Origin of the sequence: Chitinophaga sp. CB10 (genome assembly GCA_001870995.2) — a bacterium.
In the GTDB taxonomy this organism is placed as follows: domain Bacteria; phylum Bacteroidota; class Bacteroidia; order Chitinophagales; family Chitinophagaceae; genus Chitinophaga.
In genome coordinates, this window is sequence record MLAV02000012.1 from 77,620 (window position 1) to 101,832 (window position 24,213).

A 24,213-nucleotide genomic window follows, 5' to 3' on the forward strand; every position below is an offset into this window, starting at 1 on the left:
TGGTTTTCTATTGGCTTCCATACAAGACGTGGTTAATCCCTGAGCCCAAACAACCTGTCTATTGCTTCATTGTCTTCTCCCAGCAGCGGGGCTCCTTTGGCGGAAGATAATAATTTCCCGTCTACTCTAATAGGGCAGCGCGTAGTTTTTACGGATAAGCCGTTGCTGGTTTTCACCGTAATTTCCATTTGCAGCAGGCGGTAGGCCTCTTCCTTCACCAGCTGGTCATAATCCATTACAGGCGCGCACCAGATGTCCGCCTGCTCCAGAATACCCAGCCAGTGCGCCGCCGTGTTACCCGCCAGGTGACCGGCCAGGATTTGTTTGATCTCATCCCGTTTGTTAAACCAGCTCGCCGGCTCGGTGAACTGCTTCAGTGGCGCGCAGCCCAGCAGTTCCGCCAGCACAAGGATGTTGCCCATGGCCAGCGCCATATAGCCGCTGCTCGTTTTATAAATACCATAGGGCGCCGAAATATAGGCGTGCCCGTTATTCACTGCGCTGCGCACCGGGAGCTGACGCCCGTCGTTATAATAACAGGTGAGTACTTCAAACTGGAAGTCCAGTATGCTTTCGAACATGCTCACCTGTACCAGCGCGCCTTTGCCGCTCACGCTCTTCTTCAGCAGCGCTGCCAGCACGCCCTGCGCCAGGTGGGTACCGGCCATAATATCTACCACGGCCACGCCCATGGGCGTAGGATTTTCCTGCTGGTTATTACTCAGCCAGGTCAGCCCGGAGGCGGCCTGCAACAGCAAATCCTGCCCGGGCAAGTGTTTCCAGGGGCCTTCGTGTCCAAAGCCGTTCAGCTCCGCATATACGATGCCGGGGTTGATCTCCTTCACGGATGCGTAATCCAGCCCGATGCGCTCCATGACGCCGGGTCTGAAGTTGTGCATCATCACGTCCGCTCCGGACAGTAGTTGCTTTATTTTTTCGAGGTCGGCCGGCTGTTTGAGATCCGCCACATAGCTTTGTTTATTGCGGTTGATGGCGTGGAAGATGGTGGACTCCCCTTCTATCCGTACGTCGGATACATAGAGCTGCCGGCAGATGTCGCCCGTGCCGGGCTTTTCAATTTTGATCACCTGCGCGCCCATGTCCGCCAGCCGCAATGCGGCGGAAGGTCCGGATAAAAATTGGCTAAAATCTATTACCAGTATATCGTCTAACAACATTCGTTCTTGTTTACTTCAACACTTCATTCATTTCCCGGATCAGCTTTTCCGTATGCTCTCCCACTTTCGGGGCAGGCCGGTTGGATAACAGGCGGCGGCCGTTGATGCGGATCGGGCAGCGGGTGGTAATGATCTCCTTGCCTTCCGCGTGCAGCGGCTGTTCCATTTGCAGCGCGCGATAGGCGTCATGGGCCGTCATTTTTTCCCAGTCAAATACTTCCATCGCCCAGAGGCCGCGCTGCTGCAGCTTTTCCAGCCAGTGCGCGGTAGGTTGCGCCGGCAGGTGCGCGGCGAGGAGGGCTTTGATACGGTCCCTTTCGGCAAAGGCCTGGTCGTTCGTAAAGCCCTGCAAACCGCTGCAGTCAATCGTTTCCGCCAGCGCGCCAATATCCATCATCGCCAGGGCAATGAAACCATCGGCGGTTTTATACACGCCGTAAGGCGCGCCCAGCAAGGTATGCCCGCTGTTGGACTCGCTCCGCTGCGGCTGTTGCCGGCTATTGTAATAAGTCGTGAGCAGCTCAAACTGGAAGTCCAGCAAGGATTCCATCAGGCTGATTTCCACCAGCGCGCCTACGCCTTTTTTGTTGCGGCGTATCAGCGCCGCGATGATACCCTGCACCAGTTGCGACCCGCAGAGGATATCGGCAATGGCTACACCGAATGGCACGGGGCCGTTGCTCCGGTTGCCGGTGGTGAATGCCAGGCCGGTGATGGATTGCAGCAGGAGGTCCTGCCCGGGCTTTTCCTTCCAGGGGCCGTCTTTGCCGTAGCCGGTGATCTCCGCGTAAATGAGGCGGGGATTGATTTCCGCGGCTGCGGCGTAGTCCAGCCCTATCTTTTGCATCACGCCCGGGCGGAAGTTATGAATGAGCACATCCGCCTTTGCGATGAGCTGTTGCACGAGGGCGATGTCGTCCGGGTTTTTGAGGTCCGCCGCAAAGCTTTCCTTATTGCGGTTGATCGTATGAAAGAGCAGGGAGCTATCGTCTACCCACAGGTTTTTGATCGACAATTTCCTTCCGGCTTCCCCGTGTACGGGCCGTTCAATTTTGATCACCCTTGCGCCGAGGTCCGCCAGGCGCAGGCCTGCGGAGGGGCCGGAGAGGTACTGGCTAAATTCCAGCACGGTAATTCCTTCTAATGGCAGGTCCATCATACAGTAGCATGCGTTTTGTGAGTGACGAGGCTGTCGCGGTAAATACGGTTCATTTCATCCAGGGTGGCCACCGGGTTTTTATTGTCCAGCAGGCAGGCATGCAGCGGCAGGCCTGCATGGTCCTGGAAGTGCAGGTAGCCGTTATAACGCGGACGGATATACCCGTTATCCATCACGGGCAATATTTGTTGGAAGAAGTTATTGGTCAGCTGATTGGCCAGCGGGTCCGTCCACGCGGCGCGGTGGCCCGGCTGCCCGCCGTTTTGCACGTACAGCGTGCGCTGGATGCGCTCTGCGCATATCCATGCGGCGAAGTCCACCGCTGCCTCCCGGTGTTTGGAATAAGCGGAAACAGCGATGCCGGTACCGCCCACGGTTGTACGAAAAGGCCTGGCATTGAAAGTGACCACCGGCGCGTAATGCAGGAGGTTGTCCGCATAGCCGTAACGGGCATAGTTGGAATAACCGTAGGCAAAGGGGCAGTACCAAAAATCATCCGTACGGCTCATGAGTTCCGCTACGGCAATGGGATTGCACTGGAACATCCTTTTATCTAGGAGGCTATACAGCTGTTTCATACTTTCGATAGCCCGCAGCCCGGTTTCCCGGTCGATTACCTCTTCCCGGTTTGCAAACGGCGCAGCGCCGTTGGCGATGCAGAAGGTATAGAAGTTCATCAGCAGGTCAATCGGAATAGCCGGCACAGCTACTTTTCCTTTCACGGCGAGCAGCAGCAAGTCGTTCCAGGTGGCGGGCAGCTGCTGGTGGTGTTTTTCCAGGAGGTCCTTCCGGTAGCTGGCGGCCGGCGTGGCGGCGTCGATGGCCAGCGCCCACTGCTGCTTGTCGTATTCATAACTGGCATGCGAGGCGCCGACGGAATTGGCGGCCTGGTTGGCCAGGTACTCCGCGGGCAGGTATTCGTTCAGCGGCAGCACGCAGCGGGTGGCGGCGGCACAGCCTACCCACGGATGGTCAATAATCAGGAGATCATAGTGGTGTGTCAGTTTTTCAATCGGGGCATCGGCAAATTCCTGCAGCGTTCTTTTTTTCCAGTGAATATCCACGTTGGGATGGAGTTCCTGGTAACGCTGCGCGGCTGCCAGCAATGGAGTCAGGCCGCGGCTATGATCCCATGTGATTCCCTGCAATACGATTCGGGCCATAATTAACTATCTTTTTTGTGTACCAGTAACAGGTGCTCGCAAAGCATGACCAGCTGCCCTTGCTGGTTGTAGGCTTCCACCAGCTCCGTTACCAGTCCCATTCCGGGTTTTTTATGATCTTTTTTTTCTTTGATGGTTACGTGTACGTGGATGGTATCGCCAATGAAAACGGGCGCAATAAAACGCAGGCGGTCGTAGCCGTAGGTCATGGACACTTCGTTGACCAGTTCGGCCGTCAGGCCTATGGCCACGGTGAAAATGAGCGTGCCGTGGGCAATGCGCCGTTTGAAAGGCTGCGTTTTGCACCACTCCTCGTCCATGTGGTGGGGGAAGAAGTCGCCCGACTGCCCCGCATGCAGCACAATATCCGTTTCAGTAATGGTGCGGCCTTTCGTTTTCCGCTTTTCGTCCGGCTCAAACTCTTCGTAATATTTTTTTACAAACATGAATCCTATCGCTGATTAAATAATTACTAAACCTCTTTCCTTAGCGCGATTCAAATTAGTTTAAGGGCCCCTGGGGGCCAATGACAGGTTTTACTGTAATGATGGAGGATTTTACTGGGAGAGATTTAAACCCGCGCCAGGCGCGCTGCCCGGAGCGGCGGTGGGAAGCGCACGGGCCATGCCATGGCCGGCGCCCCACTGGAACGGAACGCCGCCGGGGTAAAACGCTTTTTCCATATTGCTTGAATTTTGTAACTTTGTTGCATGAACAAAACAGAATCCCTGGAGGACTTTTACGAGCAGAAATTCCATTCCGTGCCGGCTGCCCTGCAGCAGGACATCGGGCATTTCAACGTCTTCCGGCTGGAGGACTGTATTTTGGACGATGGCACGATCAAAGTGCCTTACAGCCGGCGCGACTATTACAAGGTCAGCCTCGTACGGGGGCATAACCTCTACCACTACGCGGAGAAAACGCTGGAAATAAAAGGGCCCGCGCTCATCTTCTTCAACCCGCAGGTACCTTATTCCTGGGAGTCCATGGACAACAATACCACGGGCTATTTCTGCATTTTCAAAGAGGCCTTCTTTTCCGGCGTTGGCCGGTCAAAAGCCCATGAACTGCCGATGATGATGCCGGGCAATATCCCCTCCTACCCGCTGAACAAAAAGCAGGAAAAAGAGGTAGCGCAGTTGTTTGTAAAGATGATGGACGAAATTGCCGGGGATTATATCTATAAGTATGACCTGCTCCGCAACTACCTCTCGGAAATGGTGCATTACGCCCTGAAGATGCAGCCGGCGGAAACGCTGTACAGGCATACGGATGCCAATGCCCGCATCACGGCCGTGTTCATTGAACTGCTGGAAAGGCAGTTCCCTATTGAATCCCCCGGGCAACGGTTTGGACTGCGCTCTGCCAGCGATTTTGCGGACCAGCTCAGCGTGCATGTGAACCACCTGAACCGGGCCATCCGGGAAACCACCGGCAAAACCACGACAGCGCACATTACGGAGCGCCTCACCGCGGAAGCTAAGGCCCTGCTGAAGCACACCCACTGGAATATTTCAGAGATCAGTTATGCCCTGGGCTTTGAAGAACCCGCTCACTTCAACAACTTTTTCCGCAAGCAAACCAACACGACCCCGGGCGCTTACCGCCTTGTTTGATTTTTGCAATCATCTGTTTGAAGACCGCAATTTTTGAGCCTCGCAACGCCGCTACCTTTGCTTTACCAAAAAAGAAAAATTATATGAAAAGCAAAGTTTGGTTTGTTACAGGAGCTTCAAAAGGATTTGGTCGCTCCATCGTATTACAGTTACTGGCCCAGGGCCAGCAAGTAGCTGCTACCTCCCGTCAACTGGCCGCCCTGGCCCCTTTGAGCCATGAGAACCTGTTGCCCCTGCAGGTGGACCTCGGCGATGAAAAAAGCGTGGCGGCCGCCGTGCAGGCCACCCGGGAAAAATTCGGCCGCATCGATGTGCTGGTCAACAATGCCGGTTATGGCCTGGGAGGCGCGCTGGAAGAATTATCCGATGCGGAATCCCGCGCAAATTTTGATATCAATGTATTCGGTTTGCTGAATACCACCCGTCAAATTCTGCCAGTGATGCGGGCGCAACAAGCAGGCCATGTGATCAATATTGCCTCTATAGGCGGCCTCACGGGCGATTTCCCTGGATTCGGCATTTACTGCGCCACCAAGTTTGCCGTAGTGGGCCTCACGGAAGCGCTGGCCGCTGAAGTGGCGGAATTTGGCATCCACGCAACGGTGGTACTGCCAGGTTATTTCCGTACGGACTTCCTGGCTGCCGGCTCTATCGGCATGCCCGCTAACCCTATTGCGGCATATACCAACGTAAGGGCGGCGCTGGAGCAACATGCGCAGGTGATCAACCACAACCAGCCCGGCGATCCGGAAAAAGCGGCCGAAGCAATCATTGCGCTGGCATCCGAAGCAACGCCTGCGAAACATCTGTACCTCGGCGCGGACGCCTATCAGCTGGCGAAAGATAAGCTGAACGCATTGCAGGAAGAATTGGAACAGTGGAAGGAAGTAACGGTGAATACCGGGTTCGATGCAGTACTGCAGTAATGAATGCCTGCCCTGACAGGGAGTGCCCCCAACAGTGAAACACTGATGGGGGCTTACTTTTTACTTAAATGCCGGTATCCCGGAACCGGGACGGCACTTCGTACCTGCCGTCCTTTGCGGAGATAACGAGTTTTTCGAGCGGTATGTTCTGCCCCAGGCAGCTGCTGGGCACAATCACGAGGTCAAAGGCCTCCTTGTTGTTACCGGCAGCCATATACCATTTGTTGCTGCTGCAGCTGGAGGCGCCCATGCCGCCGTCGTAACCGTCCATCGTGACGAGGTGGAAGGCCGGCGTTAGTTTATCGTTAGCAAAGGTCAGCACATCATCCCAGGAGGCGCTGGTACCCATGTGCGTAAGGCCGCCGTTCACGACGATGCCGGTGCTGTTGGCGCCCATCGCCAGCACCTTTTCAAAATAACCGGAGTTGCCGTACATGCCTCCGCCGCCGGCTTCCAGCTTATAATCGGCAATTTGCCATTGGTCGTGTACTTTTTTGAATACCCATACATCCACCCAGCCGGATACCGGCGCGCTGCCCTGGCTGCCCTGGTTTTTATAGACGGCCAGGCAATAGGTTTGGTTTTGCTGCGCGAAATACAGGAGGGTATCCAGGGTACGGTCAATTTTTTCGTTCGTGCCTTCCGCGATCTCCACTTCGCCGGGCACGGTGTCGTACACCGGTTTGGTCAGCCGCTCTGCCTGCTCCTCGCGGAACTCCGGCTGCGCGGGCAGGATGGTCACCGCCGGGTCGAGGGCCTGCTCGATGGCGTTGCGGATCATATCCCTGAAAAGGTCCATGGAATTGACTTTCTCCACGTTGTCGAGAAACAATTTTACCACGGAACCACTACGGGTATCTTTATGCTTTTCAGCGTAGGCGATGTATTCGGCTTTATATTCCGGCAGTAAGGTACTGAGGTCGTTGTGGTTTTCAAACGATGGGGTATTGTCTTCCCCAAACAAATAATCCGTCAGATAAAATTTGTACTCCTCTCTTGCGTTGGCGGTGAAAATACTTGCAGGATAATCCCGCAGGAACTTCTCCCAGTTCAGTACGCGCAGCCCTATGTCTTGCACCGGCACGAGGATGCCGCCATCGGCCGAGTACAACACGGAATCCTCATCCGCGCGGATGCGGAGGTACTGGCGGTAGTCCGCCGGGAGGTACTGCTGGAACAGCTTCAGGAGGTAGTCCGGTACCACCCGCAACTCCGTATAGCCTTCCCCGATATACCAGGGTTCGATGCCGGCGGTGGCCAGGAGATTTACCCGGGCCTGTACCTCCGGTGGCGGCAGGGTTTTGTGTTTTTCTTCGGAATAATAATTGACATAGGTATCCAGCCACTTAGCTTCGTTTTGGAAGATGCCCGCCAGCGCGGTGTCCATATACTGGGCCAGTGAGCGGTAGGCAGCGGCGGCAGCGTCCTGGCTCAGGGCGGGCAGCTGCCTGAGGGCGGCCTCACGGCGGCGGATGATCTCCGCGACATATTGCTCAGTGGTGAGCGAGTCTAACACAATGGCAGCACGGGCTGAATCTGCTTTTGCGGCTTTGTGCGCCGTTTGCCCGGCGTTGGTTTTCTTTGCTGTATCACCGCAGGCGTACAACAGCAGCAACGGCAGGGTTACAACAGGTGTCCATTTGGTAAGGTAAAGGAACATTCGTTTCATGAGTATTGATCACTAAGTGAGCTAAGGCCTGAATAAAGGTCTAAGATAAGGAAAGACCCGGAAATCGAACACAGGCGGCACTCGTACCTGCTTACATCCTATATCATGAAAAGAACAGGCAGCGGTATTACCTACCGCTGCCTGTTGTTATCTTATCAGGAGATGACGCTATTTAATATCAGCCGGCACTTCCATGCGCTGGCCGTTGATGCTGAGGTTATCGAACACCACGCCTTTTGCATGATCCACTTTCAGCGGCACTTTCACGCCGTTGATGCTGGAATTCACGATGCGCAGGTTGGTTACCGGGGAAGCTTCATAAGCATTGACAAAGATGCCGTATTGCCCGCCGCCGGTCACTTCCAGGTTTTCCACCCAGATGTTCCGGATAACCGGCATGTAATTGCCTGGCTTTTCGTAGAACATGGTAGCATGGATGGCCGCCTCTTTGTACTGCCCTACTTTAATATCCTTCATGAAAATATTTTCGATGATGCCGCCGCGGGAAGAACTGGTTTTGATACGCAGTACACGATCCAGTTCCGGGCTGTTCATTTTGCAATTGATGGCGTAGATGTTCCTGGCGCCGCCGGCGATTTCGCTGCCGATGACTACCCCGCCATGGCCGTCCTTCATGTCGCACCCCTCGATGATGTGATTTTCAGCGGGGCGGCCTATACGCCGGCCATCCTCATCGCGGCCTGATTTGATAGCGATGCAGTCGTCCCCCGTATCAAAGTAGCAATCCTTTATCAGCACGTTTTTGCAGGACTCCGGATCGCAACCATCCGTATTGGGGCCATGGGCCTTTACCTTCACCCCGCGCACGATTACGTTTTCGCAGAGGACGGGGTTGATGAACCACATGGGGGAATTGATCAGCTGCACGCCGGATATTTCCACGTTCTTACAGTTATAGGGCTGGAACATGTTTGGGCGGAGATAATAACCTTCCCCGAACACCCGTTTGCGCGGGTCCGTATTGGCGTGCATCAGGGCGTGGAGGGAATCGCGGGCAGGCTGTTGCCGGGGTTTATCCTTGCTCCAGCCATATACCGGTTTTCCGCACCAGCTCCACCAGTTATCGTTATCGGCATTGCCATCGAGGATGCCACTACCGGTAACGGCTATATTTTTTTCGCCGTAGGCGTAAATTTGTGCGGAATAGTTCATGCACTCCATCCCTTCCCAGCGGGTAAATACGATGGGATAATCTTTGGAATCGCGGCTGAACGCGATGACGGCGTTGTCCTCCAAATGAAGGTTCACATTACTTTTCAGGTAAAGCGGGCCGGTGAGGAACCTGCCGGCAGGCACTATCACCCTGCCGCCGCCGTTGGCCGCGCAGGCTTCAATGGCTTTGCGGAAGGCTTCTGAGTTCATGGTGGTACCGTCGCCCTTGGCGCCGTAGGCCGTAACGTTGTAGTCCTTTTGTTTGAAAACGGGCGCTTTGATTTGCCGGCGTACCTGTTCCATTTCTTTCAGCGGCTGGGCGGTGGTGGTCCAGACGGTAGCTTTTTGCGAATATGCGGATTCCATCGTGAGGAAAAACGCAAAAAAAGCGCCAATAGTTCGTAACGTGTTGCTTGCTGTCATAGAAAATGCTTTTGATTCATAACGTGCCGTTTTTTTGCCGGGATCAAGATAGATATTAAAAGTCAGGTGGACAAATAAACTAACGGGGTAAGGAAGCCGCTCATCAAAAAGTCATATTAAATTTTTCAAAAACACTTGCTAAATCGATTTTTTAGTAGTTCTTTTGCTGCCATAATACCAAAATCGCAATCCCGCAAATATGAAAAAGATCTTACTGGCAGCCTGCTGCTGCCTGGCCATACAACGCGCCGTTGCCGCTGATGAAATCAGCAGGGACACTATTCGCCGCAACGGCTACACGCTGATATTTGTAAACAAGGACGGGAACTTCGCCACCGCCGGTAAAGCCATCCGGGAGCGGATGATCCGCGCATTCTTCCAGGTATATCCGAAGCTGGCTAAAACCTATAACAAAGCGACGCTGAAGCAGGTCACCTTTGTGATGGACCCTGCCTACGATGGCGTGGCCGCTACGGATAACGGCGTGGTTACCTACAGTCCGAAATGGATGCTCAGGCAGCCGACTGACCTGGATGTAGTGACGCATGAAGTCATGCACATCGTACAGGATTACAAACAAAGCGTAGGGCCGGGATGGCTCACGGAGGGCATTGCGGACTATGCCCGCTACCAATTCGGGATCGATAATGCCGGCGCTAAATGGGCGTTGCCGGATTATAAGCCCGGCCAGCATTACACGAACAGCTATCGCATTACCGCCCGGTTCCTGGCCTGGCTGGAAGCGCATAGGAAGGCAGGCATTGTAGTAACGTTGAATAAAAGCCTGTTTGACCATACTTACCAGGATAGCATCTGGAAGCGGGAAACAGGCAGCGCGCTGGATGAACTCTGGACGGCATACACGCAATCGCCAGCATTGTAATGGCGGCGCTGAAATATTTACTGCCCGGGAAATCCGGGCAGTATTGTGATTTGGGGTTAGCAGGCGGTGAATGTACCGCCGGAAAAAAGGCTCATTTCAGCGCAATTAATTCGCCACCAAAAAAATCAGCGATGTCAGCGCAATTCCAATAGCAAACCCGCCTATCGCCAGTTTTACCTTTTGTTTGTTTTGCGTCTTCAGCTTTTCCAGGGAAGCGTCCAGGGAAGTCTGCACATTTTGCAAATGCTGGTTCGCTGTTGCGAGCGACTGGTTAAGCCCTGCCAGGTTCGCGTCGGTCTTTTTGATGAATACATCGGTAGCGCCCTGCAAACCATCAAAGCTGTTTTTCAGCTGGGCGTAATAGAAGTCCTTGCGCTTCAGCATGGAATCCTGCAGGGTCGCCAGGCTGTCGTACGCTTCAATGATGCGTTGGGAGGCCAGGTTGCCTTTCAGCACCTTCTGGTAATTATCGGAATAAAGCTTGAATATCCGTTTGTTGAGCAGGTACGCTGTGTCGTACCCCAGCGTGAGGGTATCCCCGCGGGAAAGCAGGTAGGCACGGAGGCTGAGGGAATCCGTTGCGGTCTGCACCTGCTGGGCGCGGGTAATCATTGGCATAGCGAGCAGCACGAAGAGTACGGCCGCTAAAAGTCGGGAGATTTTCATTTACTTCGGGGTTTTAAACACGGTTACTTCAATTACGGGAAGACTATCTTTCTTAATTTCATTCCGCAGGGAATCGATATAGTCTTTCAGTCTTTTCTTTTCCGCTGCGGACCTGGTTTCTTCCAGGATCTTCTGCTGATCGCTCAGCTCCACGAACTTGCGGATATTGGAAGCGTATTGCTTCAGCACGTCCATATCGGCATGGATGGAATCCACCCGGTCCTGGCTCTTTTTCAGCTCGCTGATGGCGGAATCGGCGCTCTTCTTTGCGGCACGGATATCTTCACGGGCGCCTTTGAGGGCGTTATTACCGAAAATGGTCATCAGGAAGGATACTACACAAACGCCGAGTAGCAGGTACAGGACGATTTTCAGGGGTCTCTCTGTCATAATTTCTGGGATTTATTTATACTGATTATCAGGGTTAAACGTACATCAATCTTACTCCGGGGCTTTGCTAAAGTGGCATCGCTTTTCGCAGTATAAAGATAACGATTAGGGCAATATCTTCATTGATTTGCCTCAATTTTTTACCGGTGCGGCACTGGGGTTAAAGCCAGGCAGCAAGCCGGAATCGCGTATCTCCACGAATACTTTTTTGGTAGTCGGTTTCGCGTACATTTCACTGAGTTTTTTGTTCTTCGTGAGCGTCAGTTCATCGAACCGGTTGTTTTCCATCATGTCATAAATGATTTTTTGTTCGCGCTCCCTTTTACCCGCCATGGACTTAAACTCAACGATGATGATTGTATCGCCGTCCAGGATGAGTGCGTCTGCCGAAGCGGCTTTTCCTTTTCCAACCCGGAAGGCCACCTCTGTATAGATTTCCGCCGCGGGGAATTGTTTCCGGAACTTCGCCAGGTTCACGCGGTTCCACATCGCGCCGATGATGTTATTCTTGATAGAGCTGCTGACGCCCTCTGCATCATTGACGATCTTGCGGATCAACGCCCATTTGAATTCATCGATCTCCGCCCCGTTCAATACGTATTTCACGGCCAGGTCGTCCGCAAATACATAGCCGGCGCCCACCACCTGCGCATACGCCTTGCTGCCGGATTCCTCCAGATCGCCATGGAAGCCGGGGTCCACTTTCAACTTCCCGTTTTCTATCACCGCATTTTCGCCCCATATCTTCCGCACCAGCGCCGGGTATTCCTCGCTGGTGCCGGCCACTTTTTTCAGCTGCGTAGCGTAGTTGTTGGCATACAACACGGCGGCGCGGGCCTCCTCGTAGGTCAGCACGCCGGGCTTCCTTACCTGGAAGAGAATATCCTGTAAGCGCAGGATCGACTCCTCTCCTTCCACGGCCAGTTCCACCAGGGATTTGAACTCCTCTGCGTTAATGTTCGCACGCTTGAACACCTCGTACATAGACCGCAGGAAATCAGTTTTCCTGAAGCGTGCGGAAAGGTCCGCCAGTTCCTTCACGGTGAAAATATCCAGCAGGAATTCAGCGCGTTCCAACCCAAAGAACTTGCCGACGAATTCATCGGTCGCACGCGGCGTGCCATACCGGTAAATCTCATCCAATAACTGCCAGGACACGGCAAAGATCTCCTCGTTCTCATTCGTCAACCCTTCCATGATCTTACCCAGGTTCTTACCCGGCATCTTCTTTTCAATGTTGACCGCGTTGTATATATGGCCAAGCATCTTGCTGACATCCAGGGAAGGAATGTTTGCCTGCTGCGTGCGATCCAGTATCCGAATCAGCAGGCTGCGCGACATCCCCTTGTTCGTGATCGTGGCAATACGGCCTGCTTCGTGCTGGTACGCCGCCGGAATACCTTCCATGGGGGATTTAATACCTTTCACCGCATCTGCGAAATTCTCCTGCATGGCAAGGATCGCTTCGTCCAGCTGTTTGGCAGTGGCCCTGTTCTGGTAGATGTACTCAGCAATTTTTGCGATCTCCACCTCGGATTTATCCTTTAGGATATCCGCAATGCGCAACACCTGGGCTGGCGTGGCTTCCGGCGGGAAGCAGGGAGAGTCGCACTTCTTCAGCGCTCTCGCCGCCCTGGGATTAGCCACTAATACCTTCCTGAACTCCGTGTCGTTGATCAGCCGGATGATAGTACCTTCATCCGTCATGTCGCCGATCTTCAGGAGGTCCTCCCATACCGCTGCGGGGATTGGATTTTTCTGCAGGTGTATATCTGCCAGCAACCGCATATAGTGGTTGGCGGAGAGGAAATCCGCGAGGCCGCTGGTAAAGCTTACCACGCCATCTTTTGAGCGCAGCAACTTCATTACCGCCACAAAATCCTGCGGCGTTTTTACCGTTGCGGCCAGGGCGCTGAGTTGACCGGCAACCCTGCGTTGCGCTCTTTCGAAGTCCACCACCACGCCCACATGATCGCCCTTCAGGATATCCTGGAGGATGGCGCTGACGCCCGGTTTCAGGGAGCCGTCGTTCAGCGCGGCCATGAGTTGCGGTTCCGCCAGTTGCAGCAGCTGCCGGTTCAATTGCTCCGGCGCGGCATTAGCTACGGCCGCGCCTAACTTTTCAGCAATGGTAGCTCCTTTGCCTGCGTTGGCGCCCAGGCCCAACTGTTGCAGGTGCGCCGTGAAGGCGCCTCTTTCGGCCAACTTCGTCCACGCGTCAAATTCATTTGCGAGGCGGAAAGCGTCCCCTGTTTCCAGGAGGGCCTGCTGCACGCCGCGTTCCATGAATACCACGTCCACCAGCTCCCGGATGGCGTACAAGCTGCTGTTATCCATGAGCTGCACCAGCTCCGGCAGGTACGGCAACATATCTTTACCCTGCGCCATATAGAATTTCGCGGCTTTGATGGCGAGGTCCTTGCCGCCTCTTTCCGCGAGGCGGGTGAATGCAGTGATCTGCTGCGGGTGATGCATGGCCCTCAGCATAAATTCCATGGCGGCAGCATCGCCCGTCAGCGGTTCCAGCAACTGCACCTGGTGTGCAAAGGCGCCTTTTTCCACCTGCTGCCTGGCCGCCTCCAGCTGGCGCAGCTCTTCCTGCGCGGTTGGCGCGGCTTTCCCTTCTTTTATCAGCTGCTGCAATTCCTGCTTTTGCCCGTCCATGGCGGCCAGTATTTCTTCCGTCGCTTTTGCGCCGGCTTTGAGGTTTCGCACGACCTTTACCGCACCGTGTATATCCATTCCCAGGCCGGCCAGGCTCACGGCGAACCAGAAGTAGGAAGGATTTTCCGCGGAGAGGCTGTAGGCCGGGTCCATCGCCGCGTTGTAAGCATCCCGTTTAAAGGCCGTTTCCTTGTAGGTGTTGTATGCATCAATGCCGCCGAGCATGATACTGCCGGCCAGCGCTGCCCAGCCTACCGGGCCGCTGGCAATGGCCAGCAAGCCTGCGCCCACGGAGAGCGCGGCCATGCCCATGGATTTCCAGAAGGCAGCGTCTTTATGCGCTTCCAGTTGCTCATCCAGGGCCAGCGCGGCGCCGGTGCCTTTCGCGATGCCCAGTTCCAGCCGGGTAGCTTCGATGACAGGCGGCAGTTCCCAAACCAGTTCCGGATTGGCGCGCAGGTTATTCCAGGTATTGCGGATACTGTCCAGCACGCCGCTTTCGCCCGCCTTGCCGATGTAGCCCTGCAGCTTTTGCTTCAGGGAGTCGTTAGGCATTGCTTGCAGCTCCGCGGCCTTTGCACGGAGGTTCAGCTCCGGGTAGGTAATGATGGGGAAACGCAGCGCCACGCCGATCAGTTGCTGATCGGTGGACTTCTCCATGTCGTAATACGCGGCAAGGTAGGGATTATTTTCCGCACGCTTTTCCCGCCAGATCATGCGGCCGGCATCCACTTCTTTTTCAGCATGCCCGGTAACAAGTCGCTCCCCGCCGCCCGGGTAAGGCACGAGTACTGCGTGGGAATAGATGTAATCCCGCAGGCTCCTGACCTCGTCGGGCCGGCCATTGGCCTGCATAGCCAGGCCTTTTGCCAGCAGGGTATCCGCTGTCTCGAACCTCCTGTGAAGGTCCGCTATGGCTTGTTTCAAGGCCTCCAGGTTAGCGGGGTTATTATATTGCTGCGTTTCGATATTGGCGTTCATTTCATTTTTGGCTAACAGGGCAAATGCCACCTGCACAGCCTTGTAACGGAAACGTGCGATGAATTCCTGTTGCTGATGCTCCATGATCTCTTTGCTTAAGCCCAGGGCTTTGTAAGCGGCGTCCAGCTGCTTTTCCAGCTCCATGATCTCCCTTTCCAGTTTGAGCACGCCGGGTACGGGCATGTAGTATCCGTTTGGCCCGTTGAGGCGCGACAAGGCCCTTTGCTCCGCTCTCTTCTCCTTTATTGCTTGTCGCAACCGGATGACTTCTCCTCCCCGGTTCATATTTTCCAGGCTATCCAGCAGTTGGTCCTGCCTGGCCTGCTCGCGCTGTTCATAGCCAGGGGCGGGCGTTTGCGCCATGCCCATGATTTTCTGGTAATCCGCTTGCGACAACGCTACCACTTTAAAGCCCTGCGCTGCTTCCTGCCGGCTTACGGGCCGCCAGTAGGTCCAGTTCCACCCGGAGGATACAAGCGTATCTACCTGCTCGTCCGTGATGGGGAAAACGGATTGCAGGGCAGTTCTCAGCAGCGCTTCCCGGAGCAGGTCGCTGTTATTGCCTTCCATGCTTTGGTCTACCGGTACGCGAACGGTTACGGCTGCATTCATTTGCGCCGGATGGGCAGGTTCTTCCGTGGTCAGTGTTGTTTCATTTGTTTTTGGGGGAAAAGATGGCGACGCAGGGGCAGGATGTTCCGTCCTATCTTCAGCCGCTTTTCGCGAAAGTGACAGAGGAGCGCCTGCACCTTGCTGAAGCACGTGCGTAAGTTCGTGGGCTAAGAGCCGCTGGCCGGAATGGTGATCCGGGGCATACTTCCCCTCGTTGAAATAAATATCGCTGCCTGCGGTGAAGGCCTGGGCGTTTACAGCGGAGGTCATTTCAGCCGCGTAGCCGCCGTTGTGGATGCGGACGTTGCTGAAATCAGCATTGAACTGCTCCTGCATGAAGGATTGTACTTCCGGCTGCATGGGGCTACCCTGGCCTTTATAGCGCCGGATGCCGACGGCTACATCGGTGGTGGCGGCCGGTTGATTTTCGTTGGCGGGTTGGCGTTGGAGATGATTTTCTTCCGCTTCGCAATGGCTGCATTTGCGTTGTACCGGCAGTTCTTCTCCTTCCTCCTCTTTGCGTTGCAGCTTTTTTTCTTCCTCCTCGCAATGGCTGCATTTACGTTGTACAGGCAGTTCTTCTCCTTCCTCCTCTTTGCGTTGCAGCTTTTTTTCTTCCTCCTCGCAGTGGCTGCATTTGCGTTGTACCGGCGGGATAACGTTACCGGCTACACGCGGCTGCTCCGTAACGGGGCCGGTGGCGGCTTTGCGCATTACTTTGTCTGCCATGGCGTCCGCCTCCCTTTCTGCGGCATCGCCCGGCTGGCTCACGGTTAGTTTGGCCTGGACCGTTGGGAAGAAGCCATTTCCTTTACCGGAAAAGAAATTGCTTTTCGGTTTGTTTTTTTGTGAGGGGGTAGCGTTATCCCGGGTGGTATGTTGGGTACTCATAAAAATCTTTTTTGGGGTCACAAGAGGTTAACGTAAGAGCTTATCTTCCTTGCGCAGTTCCCGCTGCACGCCGGCGATCAGTAATTCCTGCGTGATGGCCGGCAGGCGGCGGTGGTAATATTGCAGCGCGGCATAATACACCACCTGGTTGATGGTGGCGCCGGACACGGGGTATTTGGCAGCCAGCTGGGCCAGGTTCACGGTATCGTCTATACGAATATCAGCCGGCATGGCCTTTTGCCAGAGCAGTACTCTCTCTTCGGTTTCCGGCAGCGGAAATTCGATGATGGCATTGAACCTCCGGAGGAATGCGGCGTCTATATTGGATTTGTAGTTGGTAGCGAGGATGACGAGCCCGGGGAAGTCTTCCACCCGTTGCAGCAGGTAGCTGACTTCCTGGTTGGCGTATTTATCGTTGGAGCTTTGCACGCTGCTGCGTTTGCCGAAGAGGGAATCCGCCTCGTCGAAAAACAGGATCCAGTTGCGGTGCATGGCTTTGGTGAAAATCTTTTCCAGGTTCTTTTCCGTTTCGCCGATGTATTTGCTGACCACCATGCTCAGGTCAATGCGGTACACTTCCCGGCGCAGTTCTTTTCCCAGCAGCGTGGCCGCCAGGGTTTTGCCTGTGCCGCTGCTGCCGTAGAAGAGCGCCCGGTAGCCGGGTTTGGCCTTGCGTGCCAGCACGGGATCCTTCAGGGCGCGCTCGTGGTAATGCAGCCAGGCGCGTACATCGTTGAGTTGTTCGATGGTGGAAGCGTTGAGGACGAGGTCGTCCCAATGCTGGGCGGTTTCCAGTTGTTTGGCCGGAAATTCAGGGCCGAAGGCGGGGGCATGTTGCTTACCTTCCAGCAGCAGTTCCAGTATTTCCGGGGAGAGGATGAGTCGCCCGCTGCAGCGCGGCTCCCCTTCCTTCACGGTTTCCAGCCACAGCACGCCCTCTTTCCAGAACCAGTGGCTGGTGCTGAACAGGGAAAAGTAGGGCTCCCGCTCTGCCGCATCGTCGCCGGCGAGGAGGAAAAGCGCCGTATCTCCCGTGGGCAGCATATAGCGGGTATTGCTGCCTTTCACGCCGCCGATTGAGGCGAACTCTCCTCCATCCGGCAGGTATTGCTGGATAATGCGGTCGTAAAAGCCGGCCTGCAGGTGCGGCGCCAGGGCGCAGCAAATAACGATGGTTTCCGCGGTATTCAGCTGCCGGCCGCCAAATGCAGGGTGCTTCCATGCGGGGAGATCGATGATGGTATCCACCCCGTGGAAATAGCGGGCCAGGGCTGCCGCCACATATCTTTCAAAATATTCGAAATAGCTTACCAGCGTATGGGGGCTATTTTTAGCTGTCATTACCTGTTCCATATAACGTATTGATGCAAGAGCCTCAGGCCCATTCCACAAATAATAATGCATTCATTTTTGAGTTGCGAACAATGGAAAATCCCCAGGGGATCTGCTGCAACAGCATATCGTAAGGACTGGATGCTACCTGAAGCAGCCATTTCCCGTCCTGCTGCCGGAGTTTTCCTTCGCGGTACAGGAAGGTTTCCCTTAAACCTTCCACGGATGTATTTTTCATCACCGGCCACTGGTCAATCACCTGTTGGAGTACCTGCATGCATTCCGCCGCTTCCTGCGGCGTGGGCACGATAAAACCGGTGGCTGGCTCGTTGAGCGGGAAGCCGGTGAGCAGTTTGCAAAGCGCGAGTTCATAATCTGCCGCTTCGCACTTCCCGGTGCAGAGGTACCAGAGTAACATTACGGCGCGGTCGTGCGCGGCGGCATCCCGCCACTGATCGTTGATGAGCAAGCCCAGTTCCGTGAGCCATGGTACGATAACGGCGTGTACGATCACCAGCCCGGAGGTGCTGATATACATGCCGGTTTCCGGCGTTGGTTCATCAGGCAACAGGCGGAGGGCAAGCGGTGGCGTATGCGGCCGGTGATGTGCTGCGGGCTTGGTTGCCGCCGCCGGATGATCCTTGCCTGGCGTGGATGCAGCTGCAGTACCCGGGTTAACCGGACCGGAATGATGTGCATTGGCGGCGTCGGAAATCTTTACGGATGCGGGTTCTGGCTGGGGTGTGCTTTGCGGTGAAAGCTGAACACCCACGCGGCCTTCGACTGCGAGATGATCCGCAGCAGTCGCGGAAGGGCTTTCTGATGGCTGATTATGCTTATCTGCACTTGCCGCAGGCGTTTCAACTGCCGGCGGCAAAGGGTTATCCTGCGCTGCAACTGTCAACATATCCTGATCTCCCTGCAATTGCTGCTGTACTGCGGCTGATGGCATTTTCGCTGCATTCGCCCATGCACGCGCATCAGCCACCCAGCTAGAGCCCGCGCCTGTAAATACTTCCTTACCATGCGGCTGCTCAGCGTTAGCAGGCTGTCCACCGGCCGGGATGCACTGCTGCAACCCTGCCTTCCATTGCTCCAGTTGTTCCCTGCTGACGTTACCCACCCTGCGAACTTCTTCCATGATTACCGTCAACAGTGGTTGTAGCACCTCCCGGTACGCTGCGGGCAACCATTGCTCCCAGAGGGGTTTGGCGGAAGGCAGGGGCCGCAATAATTCGTAAATGACGGCTAAGGTCAGCCTGCTGCCCTGCTCCGCTTCCCACAGCGGCCGGAGGACGTGGTTGAGGCAATAGTAATAATCCACTGCCGGCGTATGGCGCTTCAGGCAGGCGGACAGCACTACATCCGGGGCGCACTGCAGCAGCAGCCTTTGCAAGGCGGCCGGGCAATTGCCCAATAAGCCCATGCCTTCATCCGTAAACAACAGGCCTCCGTTAACTGCTTCGTGTAGCCATGACCGTAATACGGAACCTGGCAAGCCGGTAGCATGCCAGGGCAGCTGGCCGTGTTGCAGGTAATACATCACCAGCTCCAGGTTGGCAGTGATGGCTGCCGGGCCGGATGTAGCCGCAGCGGTATAGCTGGCGAAGCGTTGCGTATAGGATGTGTCAGCATGCTCCTGCGGCGCAGCAGGATTGCCCGCGAAGCGCTGTGCAGTGGATGCATCAGCATTAGGCGGATTGCCCGCGAAGCGCTGTGCAGCGGATGCATCTGCATTAGACAGATTATTTGCGAAGCGCTGTGCAGCGGATTCGTTAGCATCATCCTGCGGCGCAGCCGGATGATTTCCTGCATCCCTGCCCTGCAACGTATTCCCATCGCCATTGTCATTCGGGGATGGCGAATTACCCGAACCAATATTTGTAAAATTCATAAGCCTGTTGTTATCCAAACGGGGTTCATTCGGGGAGGGCGCTTCCCCTGAACCACCGATGGACTGTTCCGTATGTTGGTTAATTATATTGGCATTTTCATTCGGGGACTTCCGGATCTCCGAACCATTCCGGGAAACGGATAAGTCCCTGCTTCCATTCTCCACTGCATTTCCCGCCTGCTGGTGGAAAATCGCGGCGCCGTCTATCATGGCATGCTGCGTCGTACTATTTGCTTCACTAACGGAAGACCATGCATCGTGCAGGTAAATCTCTCCCCCCTCTAATTTTTTAACCATACATTCCTCCTGCAAACCCGCCTCATGATAGAAAGTATTTCCCTCGCCAGGCAGCCGCGATTCGTGGAAATATTCCCCGCCGGGGACTTTGCCCATACCGGCAGTTGCATTTTCTTGCATATATGCTTCCAAACCCTGCCCCACTACACCCAATTGCCTTCTCCGCTGCTCCAGCTGCCGGGCCCAGCTTCGTATAGCCTGCCCCGTTACTGCTTTCACATACTGTTGACCGGTCAGTACATCCGGCGTCAACTGCGCGCTGATCTGCCGGTGCAGCGATTCGCAGACCCGCTGCAACAGCTGCTGTTGCCAGTCCGCGCCACAGACCGCCCCTGCATCCACTTCCAGGTGCGTAATACGCAGCGTGGCTGTTACAGGAAATGCGTCAAACAGCGCTTCCAGTGCGGGTAACAGCTCCCGGTTACACCACCTGCTCAACTCGCGGGAAAACTGCTGCACAGTCGCCACCTCCCCGAAATACCGGAGATGCAGCGACTGCTGACAGATCATATGAATGGGGTTATGGGTCATTGAAATTTAGGTTACATCAACATTTGCAAGGATCGGATTACGCTACATTTCTATTAACACGCCGCCACTGGTGCTGCCCATCATGGACGTCAGGTACACGGACCTTGTACTCTGGCATCCGTTGGCCGGGTTCGTCACCCGGTGCGTCAGGTACACCGGTATCAACACTTCCACCGGGTCCGCTACAATGGACTCTATCGGCGTCTCGCTGCTGCCCCCGCTTACCGGGAAGCGGCCGCTGAACGTAAGCGTAGCCGTATTGCCGGACTTCGCATCGCCGGTGCTGAGGAACCAGTCATGCGTACCCGCGCTGTTGGCCTGTACGGCCACTTCGTACACCCTGTACTCGTAGGTAGGGCTGGTGGTACCGCCGCCAATTTTGAACCCGCTGAGCTGCTGCGACTGCATGGAATCCGGCAAACCGCCGCCGGTGCTGGATTTGAGCGTAACCGTGTGATTAAATGCGGTAGACAAGGACTGCCGTACCTTCACTTTACATTCCACCGAACGGCCGTTCAGTGTGTACGTTAACGTTACTTCGTAGTTATCGGGTTTGCCCGCGCCGGCCGTTGCCGGGTTGAAGTAATAAACGCCGCTCACGAGGGACAAAGCAGCCGGCTCAGAGCAGGCCACTACACCGCCGGCAGGACTGTTAAACACCCGCACCTGGCTCAGGTGCGTACATGGGTTGGCATCCTCCACGGAAAGGCTCAATGGCACATCATCCCGCTTAACAGTGATCGTTTTGGAGGTGGTAGCGCCCACGCAACTGCTGCCGTCGCTCACCATGTGTTGTACGACAAAATCCTTGGAACCGCCGGCCGGTAAGGTAAACAGGTGGTTGACATACGTACCCGCCGCAGAAGTGCCATCCCCGAAGATCCAGCTATGCACGCCGCGGATATCGCTGGCCTGGAACAATACTTCCACGCCGTTTTTAGCAGCATTGGTCACCTGCTTAACTACCGTGAAGTCAGTACTTACAGGCGCTTTCACGCTGATAGGAAAATAGGCGGACCTGTTGCCGATCGTATAGGTGATATTATAATCCCCCGGCGCTACGGCTGCCGGTTTAAACACCCATTTCTGCACGCCGTCCTTCACTTCAAGGCTGGTACCGGGGCCGGTCACCTGGCCTTCCGCCGTTACCGGCCATAACGTGATGGGATATACGATATTCTGCCCGCTGCAATAGTTATGGGAATCCAGGCTAATCCGTGGTTCCACCTCCGCGCTCGGCGCTGACTCATACACGGTGGCCAACGGCGCGTAGGAAGTAACCATGATATTGGGAAGATAGAAATCCGCGCAGACGGTGCGTTGCTGTATGAGCTGGTTAACGGTATCGGCGGGATAATCCGGTGCGCCGGCAATATCCGTACGGTCAAAGTACACCAACACCAGCGTGCCGCCGGCCGCTACGCCGCCTCCGTGGCGTATGCCCGGATGCTGACGGGTGAAGTTGGTAAATATCAGCTGTTGCAAAATGAAGGTGCAGCGCTTTTCGTATTCCCGCTTCAGCAGGGCCATACGTTCGTCCAGCGCCAGCTGCGCCAGGGATTTGCATTCCGCCACCAATGGCAATGCCTTGCTGGCAACGGATTCCCAATACTCCCTTTCTTCCGCCAGCTGCAGGTTATCCGCCTGCGCATCCGTCTGATCCTTCAAAATATCAGCAGCATGCAGCTGGGCATTATAGAAGTCGGCATAGGTATTCAGCGCATCGGTGAACTTTTTGATCTCTTCATTGAAATTGATCAGGCTCAGTTCATCCACATTGGATAAAATGATTTTCCGCAGCAGTTCTTCCAGGATATCTATCAGGTAAAAAGCATGATGGTAGTGATTCTTCGTCCACGTGCCGGGTTCGTCGGTAAACTTAAATGCAGGCGGCATAGGCACAATGCGGCTGGCATTGTCCGGGTGGTCCACCCAGCGCAGGTAATAACCGCCCAGCGGGCCATTGGCGTTCGGATCATTGAACTTCGCGCCAAAGAAATACTGGAGGAAGGAACCACGCTGGTACCTGGCCATCATGCGCATATTATCGATAAAACGCGCGGCAGTATTGTTCCATGGCTCGCCGAGGTAGGGCGGCACCACGTATCCGTTCGGGGTATTTTTATTATACGCACCAATGAGCGCTTGTACGGTAGCGCCGTCAATCGTCATGGATTGCAGCCGGTTGTACAAAGGCGCCACGCGGGTGAGCAGCTCGGTCAGCAAGAGCTGGTACTGGTTTTCCAGGTCCGCGAAAATGGCCGTCAGTCCGGAGCTGGTTGGATAGGTGCTGGTCGCATAGAGGTTGACGGCCACCACATCAAACGGGTATTGGTTGCGGACTTTCAGGTTATTGATGCCTTTCATGGCGTCCGTGATATTCATGCCGAGGTGCCCTTCCACACGGTAGAAGTTAGCCGCAAAATCCTCATACACCCAGGTGGTATATTCAGCCGGTATGGATTGATAACGGTTGGCATAATAACCCTTGTTCTGCTTGGCCCGGCCGGTTTTGTATTTGCGGTAATCCCAATAAGGGAAAAGCTGCACGCCGTCGTAATAATACGGGATGGCCTGATCGCCCAACGGCGCGTCCATGGTGCGGCTCGGCGTGATCTGCAAGACTTTTGCCGCCTCCGGCAAGGCGAAGGTATTGAGCATAATCACCAGCCGTTTGTATAACAGGCACGCCTCATCGAAGGGATGCACGCCTGCGCGCACCAAAGGCGTTCCCTGGAACTGGGTGCGGTAGTTGCCGTTTGCATTACCTTTCACCGGCCTGCCAAGACAGAGGTGCAATGGAAACTGCGGCAGTTCGGCATCCGGGGCTGGCAGCAGGTCAGTGATCGCCGCACAAAATTCCTCATACGCTTTGATGAGGTCTACCGCGAACGCATATACGCACTGCATGTAGTAGGGCTTCCCGTTACGCGCCTGGTCCCGCATCGTGCCGATGGTAGTGCCGGCCGTTTTCAGCTTATCATCGCCGGGTACGGTGTAGAGATGGCTGAAGGCGTGGTACACGAAGGTGAAAGCGTTGTTGAAATCGGCCAGCAGCTGGGCGTTCAACACTGCGTCGAAGGAGGTAACGAGTGCGGAAGGATGCTGGATGCTATCCGCCGGCACATTCCATTTACGGATAGGGATGGCCGGAAACAACGGCGTATCCTGCTGAACGGGTAAGGGATTGAACTGGGAGAGCGCGGATGCCTTCACCAGCATGGGCCGGTAGGTAATGTTCACTTCCTGGCCTTTGTCCGTACAATCGTCCACGGTACAGTTTTTCAGGTTAACCACCTTTGGCTCTGCCAGCAGCATCACCACGTAATCGGCGGACGCCAGGTCCGATTCCTTCAGTGGCTGGTCGCCGTCTATTTCTGCGTTGAGGGGCACCAGTTCCAGCAAAATCAGCTGGCGGTACGCCGCGCGGATTTCGGGGTCTATGGCTTCCGTCAGTTCCGGCAGCGTGTAGGTGCGGGTGGCGCTGTAAATGCCGCCTTCAAAGTTGACGAGATAGCCGCTGCCGGTAATGCCGGCGCCTTTGGAGATAATGATTTTCTGCACATCGCCCGTGGTATCGTAGCTAGCCTGCAGGCCGGACAGGATGCCGGTTCCCAGCAGGCGGGTACGGGTAAGGGCATCCTGCTGTTGCAGGTGCGCAATAGCGCCGTTGAGATGTTTGTTGGTCAACACCTGGTCCGGCTCAAACACGGGGTACACTTTTTGGGGGTCGGATGAGAAGTTTATGATTGACATTGGTAGTGA

General features: G+C 55.2%; 16 protein-coding genes. 3 read left to right on the top strand and 13 right to left on the bottom strand.

Annotation, left to right across the window (positions count from 1 at the left end; genetic code table 11):
* Nucleotides 1–32: 32 nt before the first annotated feature.
* The 5 genes from BOC67_RS17155 to BOC67_RS17175 form a co-directional block, all read right to left on the bottom strand.
* Nucleotides 33–1,178 carry a CaiB/BaiF CoA-transferase family protein gene (locus BOC67_RS17155; protein WP_291911872.1) on the bottom strand — a complete coding sequence of 382 codons (1,146 nt, stop codon included), beginning with the start codon at nucleotides 1,176–1,178 and terminating at the stop codon, nucleotides 33–35.
* A gap of 10 nt (nucleotides 1,179–1,188) precedes the next feature.
* Nucleotides 1,189–2,337: a CaiB/BaiF CoA-transferase family protein gene (locus BOC67_RS17160; RefSeq protein ID WP_291911873.1), complete on the bottom strand. Its 1,149-nt coding sequence runs from the start codon at nucleotides 2,335–2,337 to the stop codon at nucleotides 1,189–1,191.
* Nucleotides 2,334–3,500, bottom strand: coding sequence for an extracellular solute-binding protein (locus BOC67_RS17165; RefSeq protein ID WP_291911874.1), 1,167 nt, complete (start codon nucleotides 3,498–3,500; stop codon nucleotides 2,334–2,336). Before BOC67_RS17165 ends, BOC67_RS17160 begins: the two co-directional genes overlap by 4 nt.
* A 2-nt stretch (nucleotides 3,501–3,502) precedes the next feature.
* Nucleotides 3,503–3,946, bottom strand: coding sequence for a MaoC/PaaZ C-terminal domain-containing protein (locus tag BOC67_RS17170; RefSeq protein WP_291911875.1), 444 nt, complete (start codon nucleotides 3,944–3,946; stop codon nucleotides 3,503–3,505).
* A 111-nt stretch (nucleotides 3,947–4,057) separates the two neighbouring features.
* Nucleotides 4,058–4,183: a hypothetical protein gene (locus BOC67_RS17175; protein ID WP_291911876.1), complete on the bottom strand. Its 126-nt coding sequence runs from the start codon at nucleotides 4,181–4,183 to the stop codon at nucleotides 4,058–4,060.
* 27 nt (nucleotides 4,184–4,210) lie between these two features.
* Between BOC67_RS17175 and BOC67_RS17180 the strand changes: the two genes are divergently transcribed.
* Both BOC67_RS17180 and BOC67_RS17185 read left to right on the top strand, forming a co-directional pair.
* Nucleotides 4,211–5,116 (top strand): AraC family transcriptional regulator, encoded by a 906-nt coding sequence (locus BOC67_RS17180; RefSeq protein ID WP_291911877.1) that lies wholly within the window; start codon nucleotides 4,211–4,213, stop codon nucleotides 5,114–5,116.
* A gap of 83 nt (nucleotides 5,117–5,199) precedes the next feature.
* Nucleotides 5,200–6,042, top strand: coding sequence for an oxidoreductase (locus BOC67_RS17185; protein ID WP_291911878.1), 843 nt, complete (start codon nucleotides 5,200–5,202; stop codon nucleotides 6,040–6,042).
* 64 nt (nucleotides 6,043–6,106) lie between these two features.
* Here BOC67_RS17185 and BOC67_RS17190 read toward each other — a convergent pair whose 3' ends face one another.
* Both BOC67_RS17190 and BOC67_RS17195 read right to left on the bottom strand, forming a co-directional pair.
* Nucleotides 6,107–7,711 carry a hypothetical protein gene (locus BOC67_RS17190; protein WP_291911880.1) on the bottom strand — a complete coding sequence of 535 codons (1,605 nt, stop codon included), beginning with the start codon at nucleotides 7,709–7,711 and terminating at the stop codon, nucleotides 6,107–6,109.
* A 168-nt stretch (nucleotides 7,712–7,879) separates the two neighbouring features.
* Nucleotides 7,880–9,307 (bottom strand): glycoside hydrolase family 28 protein, encoded by a 1,428-nt coding sequence (locus BOC67_RS17195; protein WP_291911881.1) that lies wholly within the window; start codon nucleotides 9,305–9,307, stop codon nucleotides 7,880–7,882.
* A 199-nt stretch (nucleotides 9,308–9,506) separates the two neighbouring features.
* Between BOC67_RS17195 and BOC67_RS17200 the strand changes: the two genes are divergently transcribed.
* Complete coding sequence (locus tag BOC67_RS17200) at nucleotides 9,507–10,190, top strand: basic secretory protein-like protein (protein ID WP_291911882.1); 684 nt, start codon at nucleotides 9,507–9,509, stop codon at nucleotides 10,188–10,190.
* A 105-nt stretch (nucleotides 10,191–10,295) separates the two neighbouring features.
* On the opposite strand, the gene BOC67_RS17205 is transcribed toward BOC67_RS17200, so the two are convergent.
* From BOC67_RS17205 to BOC67_RS17230, 6 genes are all read right to left on the bottom strand, one after another.
* Nucleotides 10,296–10,856 (bottom strand): hypothetical protein, encoded by a 561-nt coding sequence (locus BOC67_RS17205; RefSeq protein ID WP_291911883.1) that lies wholly within the window; start codon nucleotides 10,854–10,856, stop codon nucleotides 10,296–10,298.
* On the bottom strand, nucleotides 10,857–11,246 hold the full coding sequence (locus tag BOC67_RS17210) for a hypothetical protein (protein WP_291911884.1): 390 nt from the start codon (nucleotides 11,244–11,246) through the stop codon (nucleotides 10,857–10,859). It abuts the gene before it with no gap.
* Between the two features lie 132 nt (nucleotides 11,247–11,378).
* Entirely contained in the window at nucleotides 11,379–16,394 is a 5,016-nt protein-coding gene (locus tag BOC67_RS17215; protein WP_291911885.1) for a DUF4157 domain-containing protein, read from the bottom strand.
* Nucleotides 16,395–16,421: 27 nt separating this feature from the next.
* Entirely contained in the window at nucleotides 16,422–17,735 is a 1,314-nt protein-coding gene (locus BOC67_RS17220; protein WP_291911886.1) for an ATP-binding protein, read from the bottom strand.
* 34 nt (nucleotides 17,736–17,769) lie between these two features.
* Nucleotides 17,770–20,448 carry a contractile injection system tape measure protein gene (locus BOC67_RS17225; protein ID WP_291911887.1) on the bottom strand — a complete coding sequence of 893 codons (2,679 nt, stop codon included), beginning with the start codon at nucleotides 20,446–20,448 and terminating at the stop codon, nucleotides 17,770–17,772.
* 42 nt (nucleotides 20,449–20,490) lie between these two features.
* On the bottom strand, nucleotides 20,491–24,204 hold the full coding sequence (locus BOC67_RS17230) for a hypothetical protein (protein WP_291911889.1): 3,714 nt from the start codon (nucleotides 24,202–24,204) through the stop codon (nucleotides 20,491–20,493).
* Between the last annotated feature and the right edge of the window lie 9 nt (nucleotides 24,205–24,213).

Excerpts from the sequence above, each read along its gene's own strand:
- BOC67_RS17155 (WP_291911872.1), bottom strand. The coding sequence starts at position 1,178 with ATGTTGTTAGACGATATACTGGTAATAGATTTTAGCCAATTTTTATCC.
- BOC67_RS17160 (WP_291911873.1), bottom strand. The coding sequence starts at position 2,337 with ATGATGGACCTGCCATTAGAAGGAATTACCGTGCTGGAATTTAGCCAG.
- BOC67_RS17165 (WP_291911874.1), bottom strand. The coding sequence starts at position 3,500 with ATGGCCCGAATCGTATTGCAGGGAATCACATGGGATCATAGCCGCGGC.
- BOC67_RS17170 (WP_291911875.1), bottom strand. The coding sequence starts at position 3,946 with ATGTTTGTAAAAAAATATTACGAAGAGTTTGAGCCGGACGAAAAGCGG.
- BOC67_RS17175 (WP_291911876.1), bottom strand. The coding sequence starts at position 4,183 with ATGGAAAAAGCGTTTTACCCCGGCGGCGTTCCGTTCCAGTGGGGCGCC.
- BOC67_RS17180 (WP_291911877.1), top strand. The coding sequence starts at position 4,211 with ATGAACAAAACAGAATCCCTGGAGGACTTTTACGAGCAGAAATTCCAT.
- BOC67_RS17185 (WP_291911878.1), top strand. The coding sequence starts at position 5,200 with ATGAAAAGCAAAGTTTGGTTTGTTACAGGAGCTTCAAAAGGATTTGGT.
- BOC67_RS17190 (WP_291911880.1), bottom strand. The coding sequence starts at position 7,711 with ATGAAACGAATGTTCCTTTACCTTACCAAATGGACACCTGTTGTAACC.
- BOC67_RS17195 (WP_291911881.1), bottom strand. The coding sequence starts at position 9,307 with ATGACAGCAAGCAACACGTTACGAACTATTGGCGCTTTTTTTGCGTTT.
- BOC67_RS17200 (WP_291911882.1), top strand. The coding sequence starts at position 9,507 with ATGAAAAAGATCTTACTGGCAGCCTGCTGCTGCCTGGCCATACAACGC.
- BOC67_RS17205 (WP_291911883.1), bottom strand. The coding sequence starts at position 10,856 with ATGAAAATCTCCCGACTTTTAGCGGCCGTACTCTTCGTGCTGCTCGCT.
- BOC67_RS17210 (WP_291911884.1), bottom strand. The coding sequence starts at position 11,246 with ATGACAGAGAGACCCCTGAAAATCGTCCTGTACCTGCTACTCGGCGTT.
- BOC67_RS17215 (WP_291911885.1), bottom strand. The coding sequence starts at position 16,394 with ATGAGTACCCAACATACCACCCGGGATAACGCTACCCCCTCACAAAAA.
- BOC67_RS17220 (WP_291911886.1), bottom strand. The coding sequence starts at position 17,735 with ATGACAGCTAAAAATAGCCCCCATACGCTGGTAAGCTATTTCGAATAT.
- BOC67_RS17225 (WP_291911887.1), bottom strand. The coding sequence starts at position 20,448 with ATGACCCATAACCCCATTCATATGATCTGTCAGCAGTCGCTGCATCTC.
- BOC67_RS17230 (WP_291911889.1), bottom strand. The coding sequence starts at position 24,204 with ATGTCAATCATAAACTTCTCATCCGACCCCCAAAAAGTGTACCCCGTG.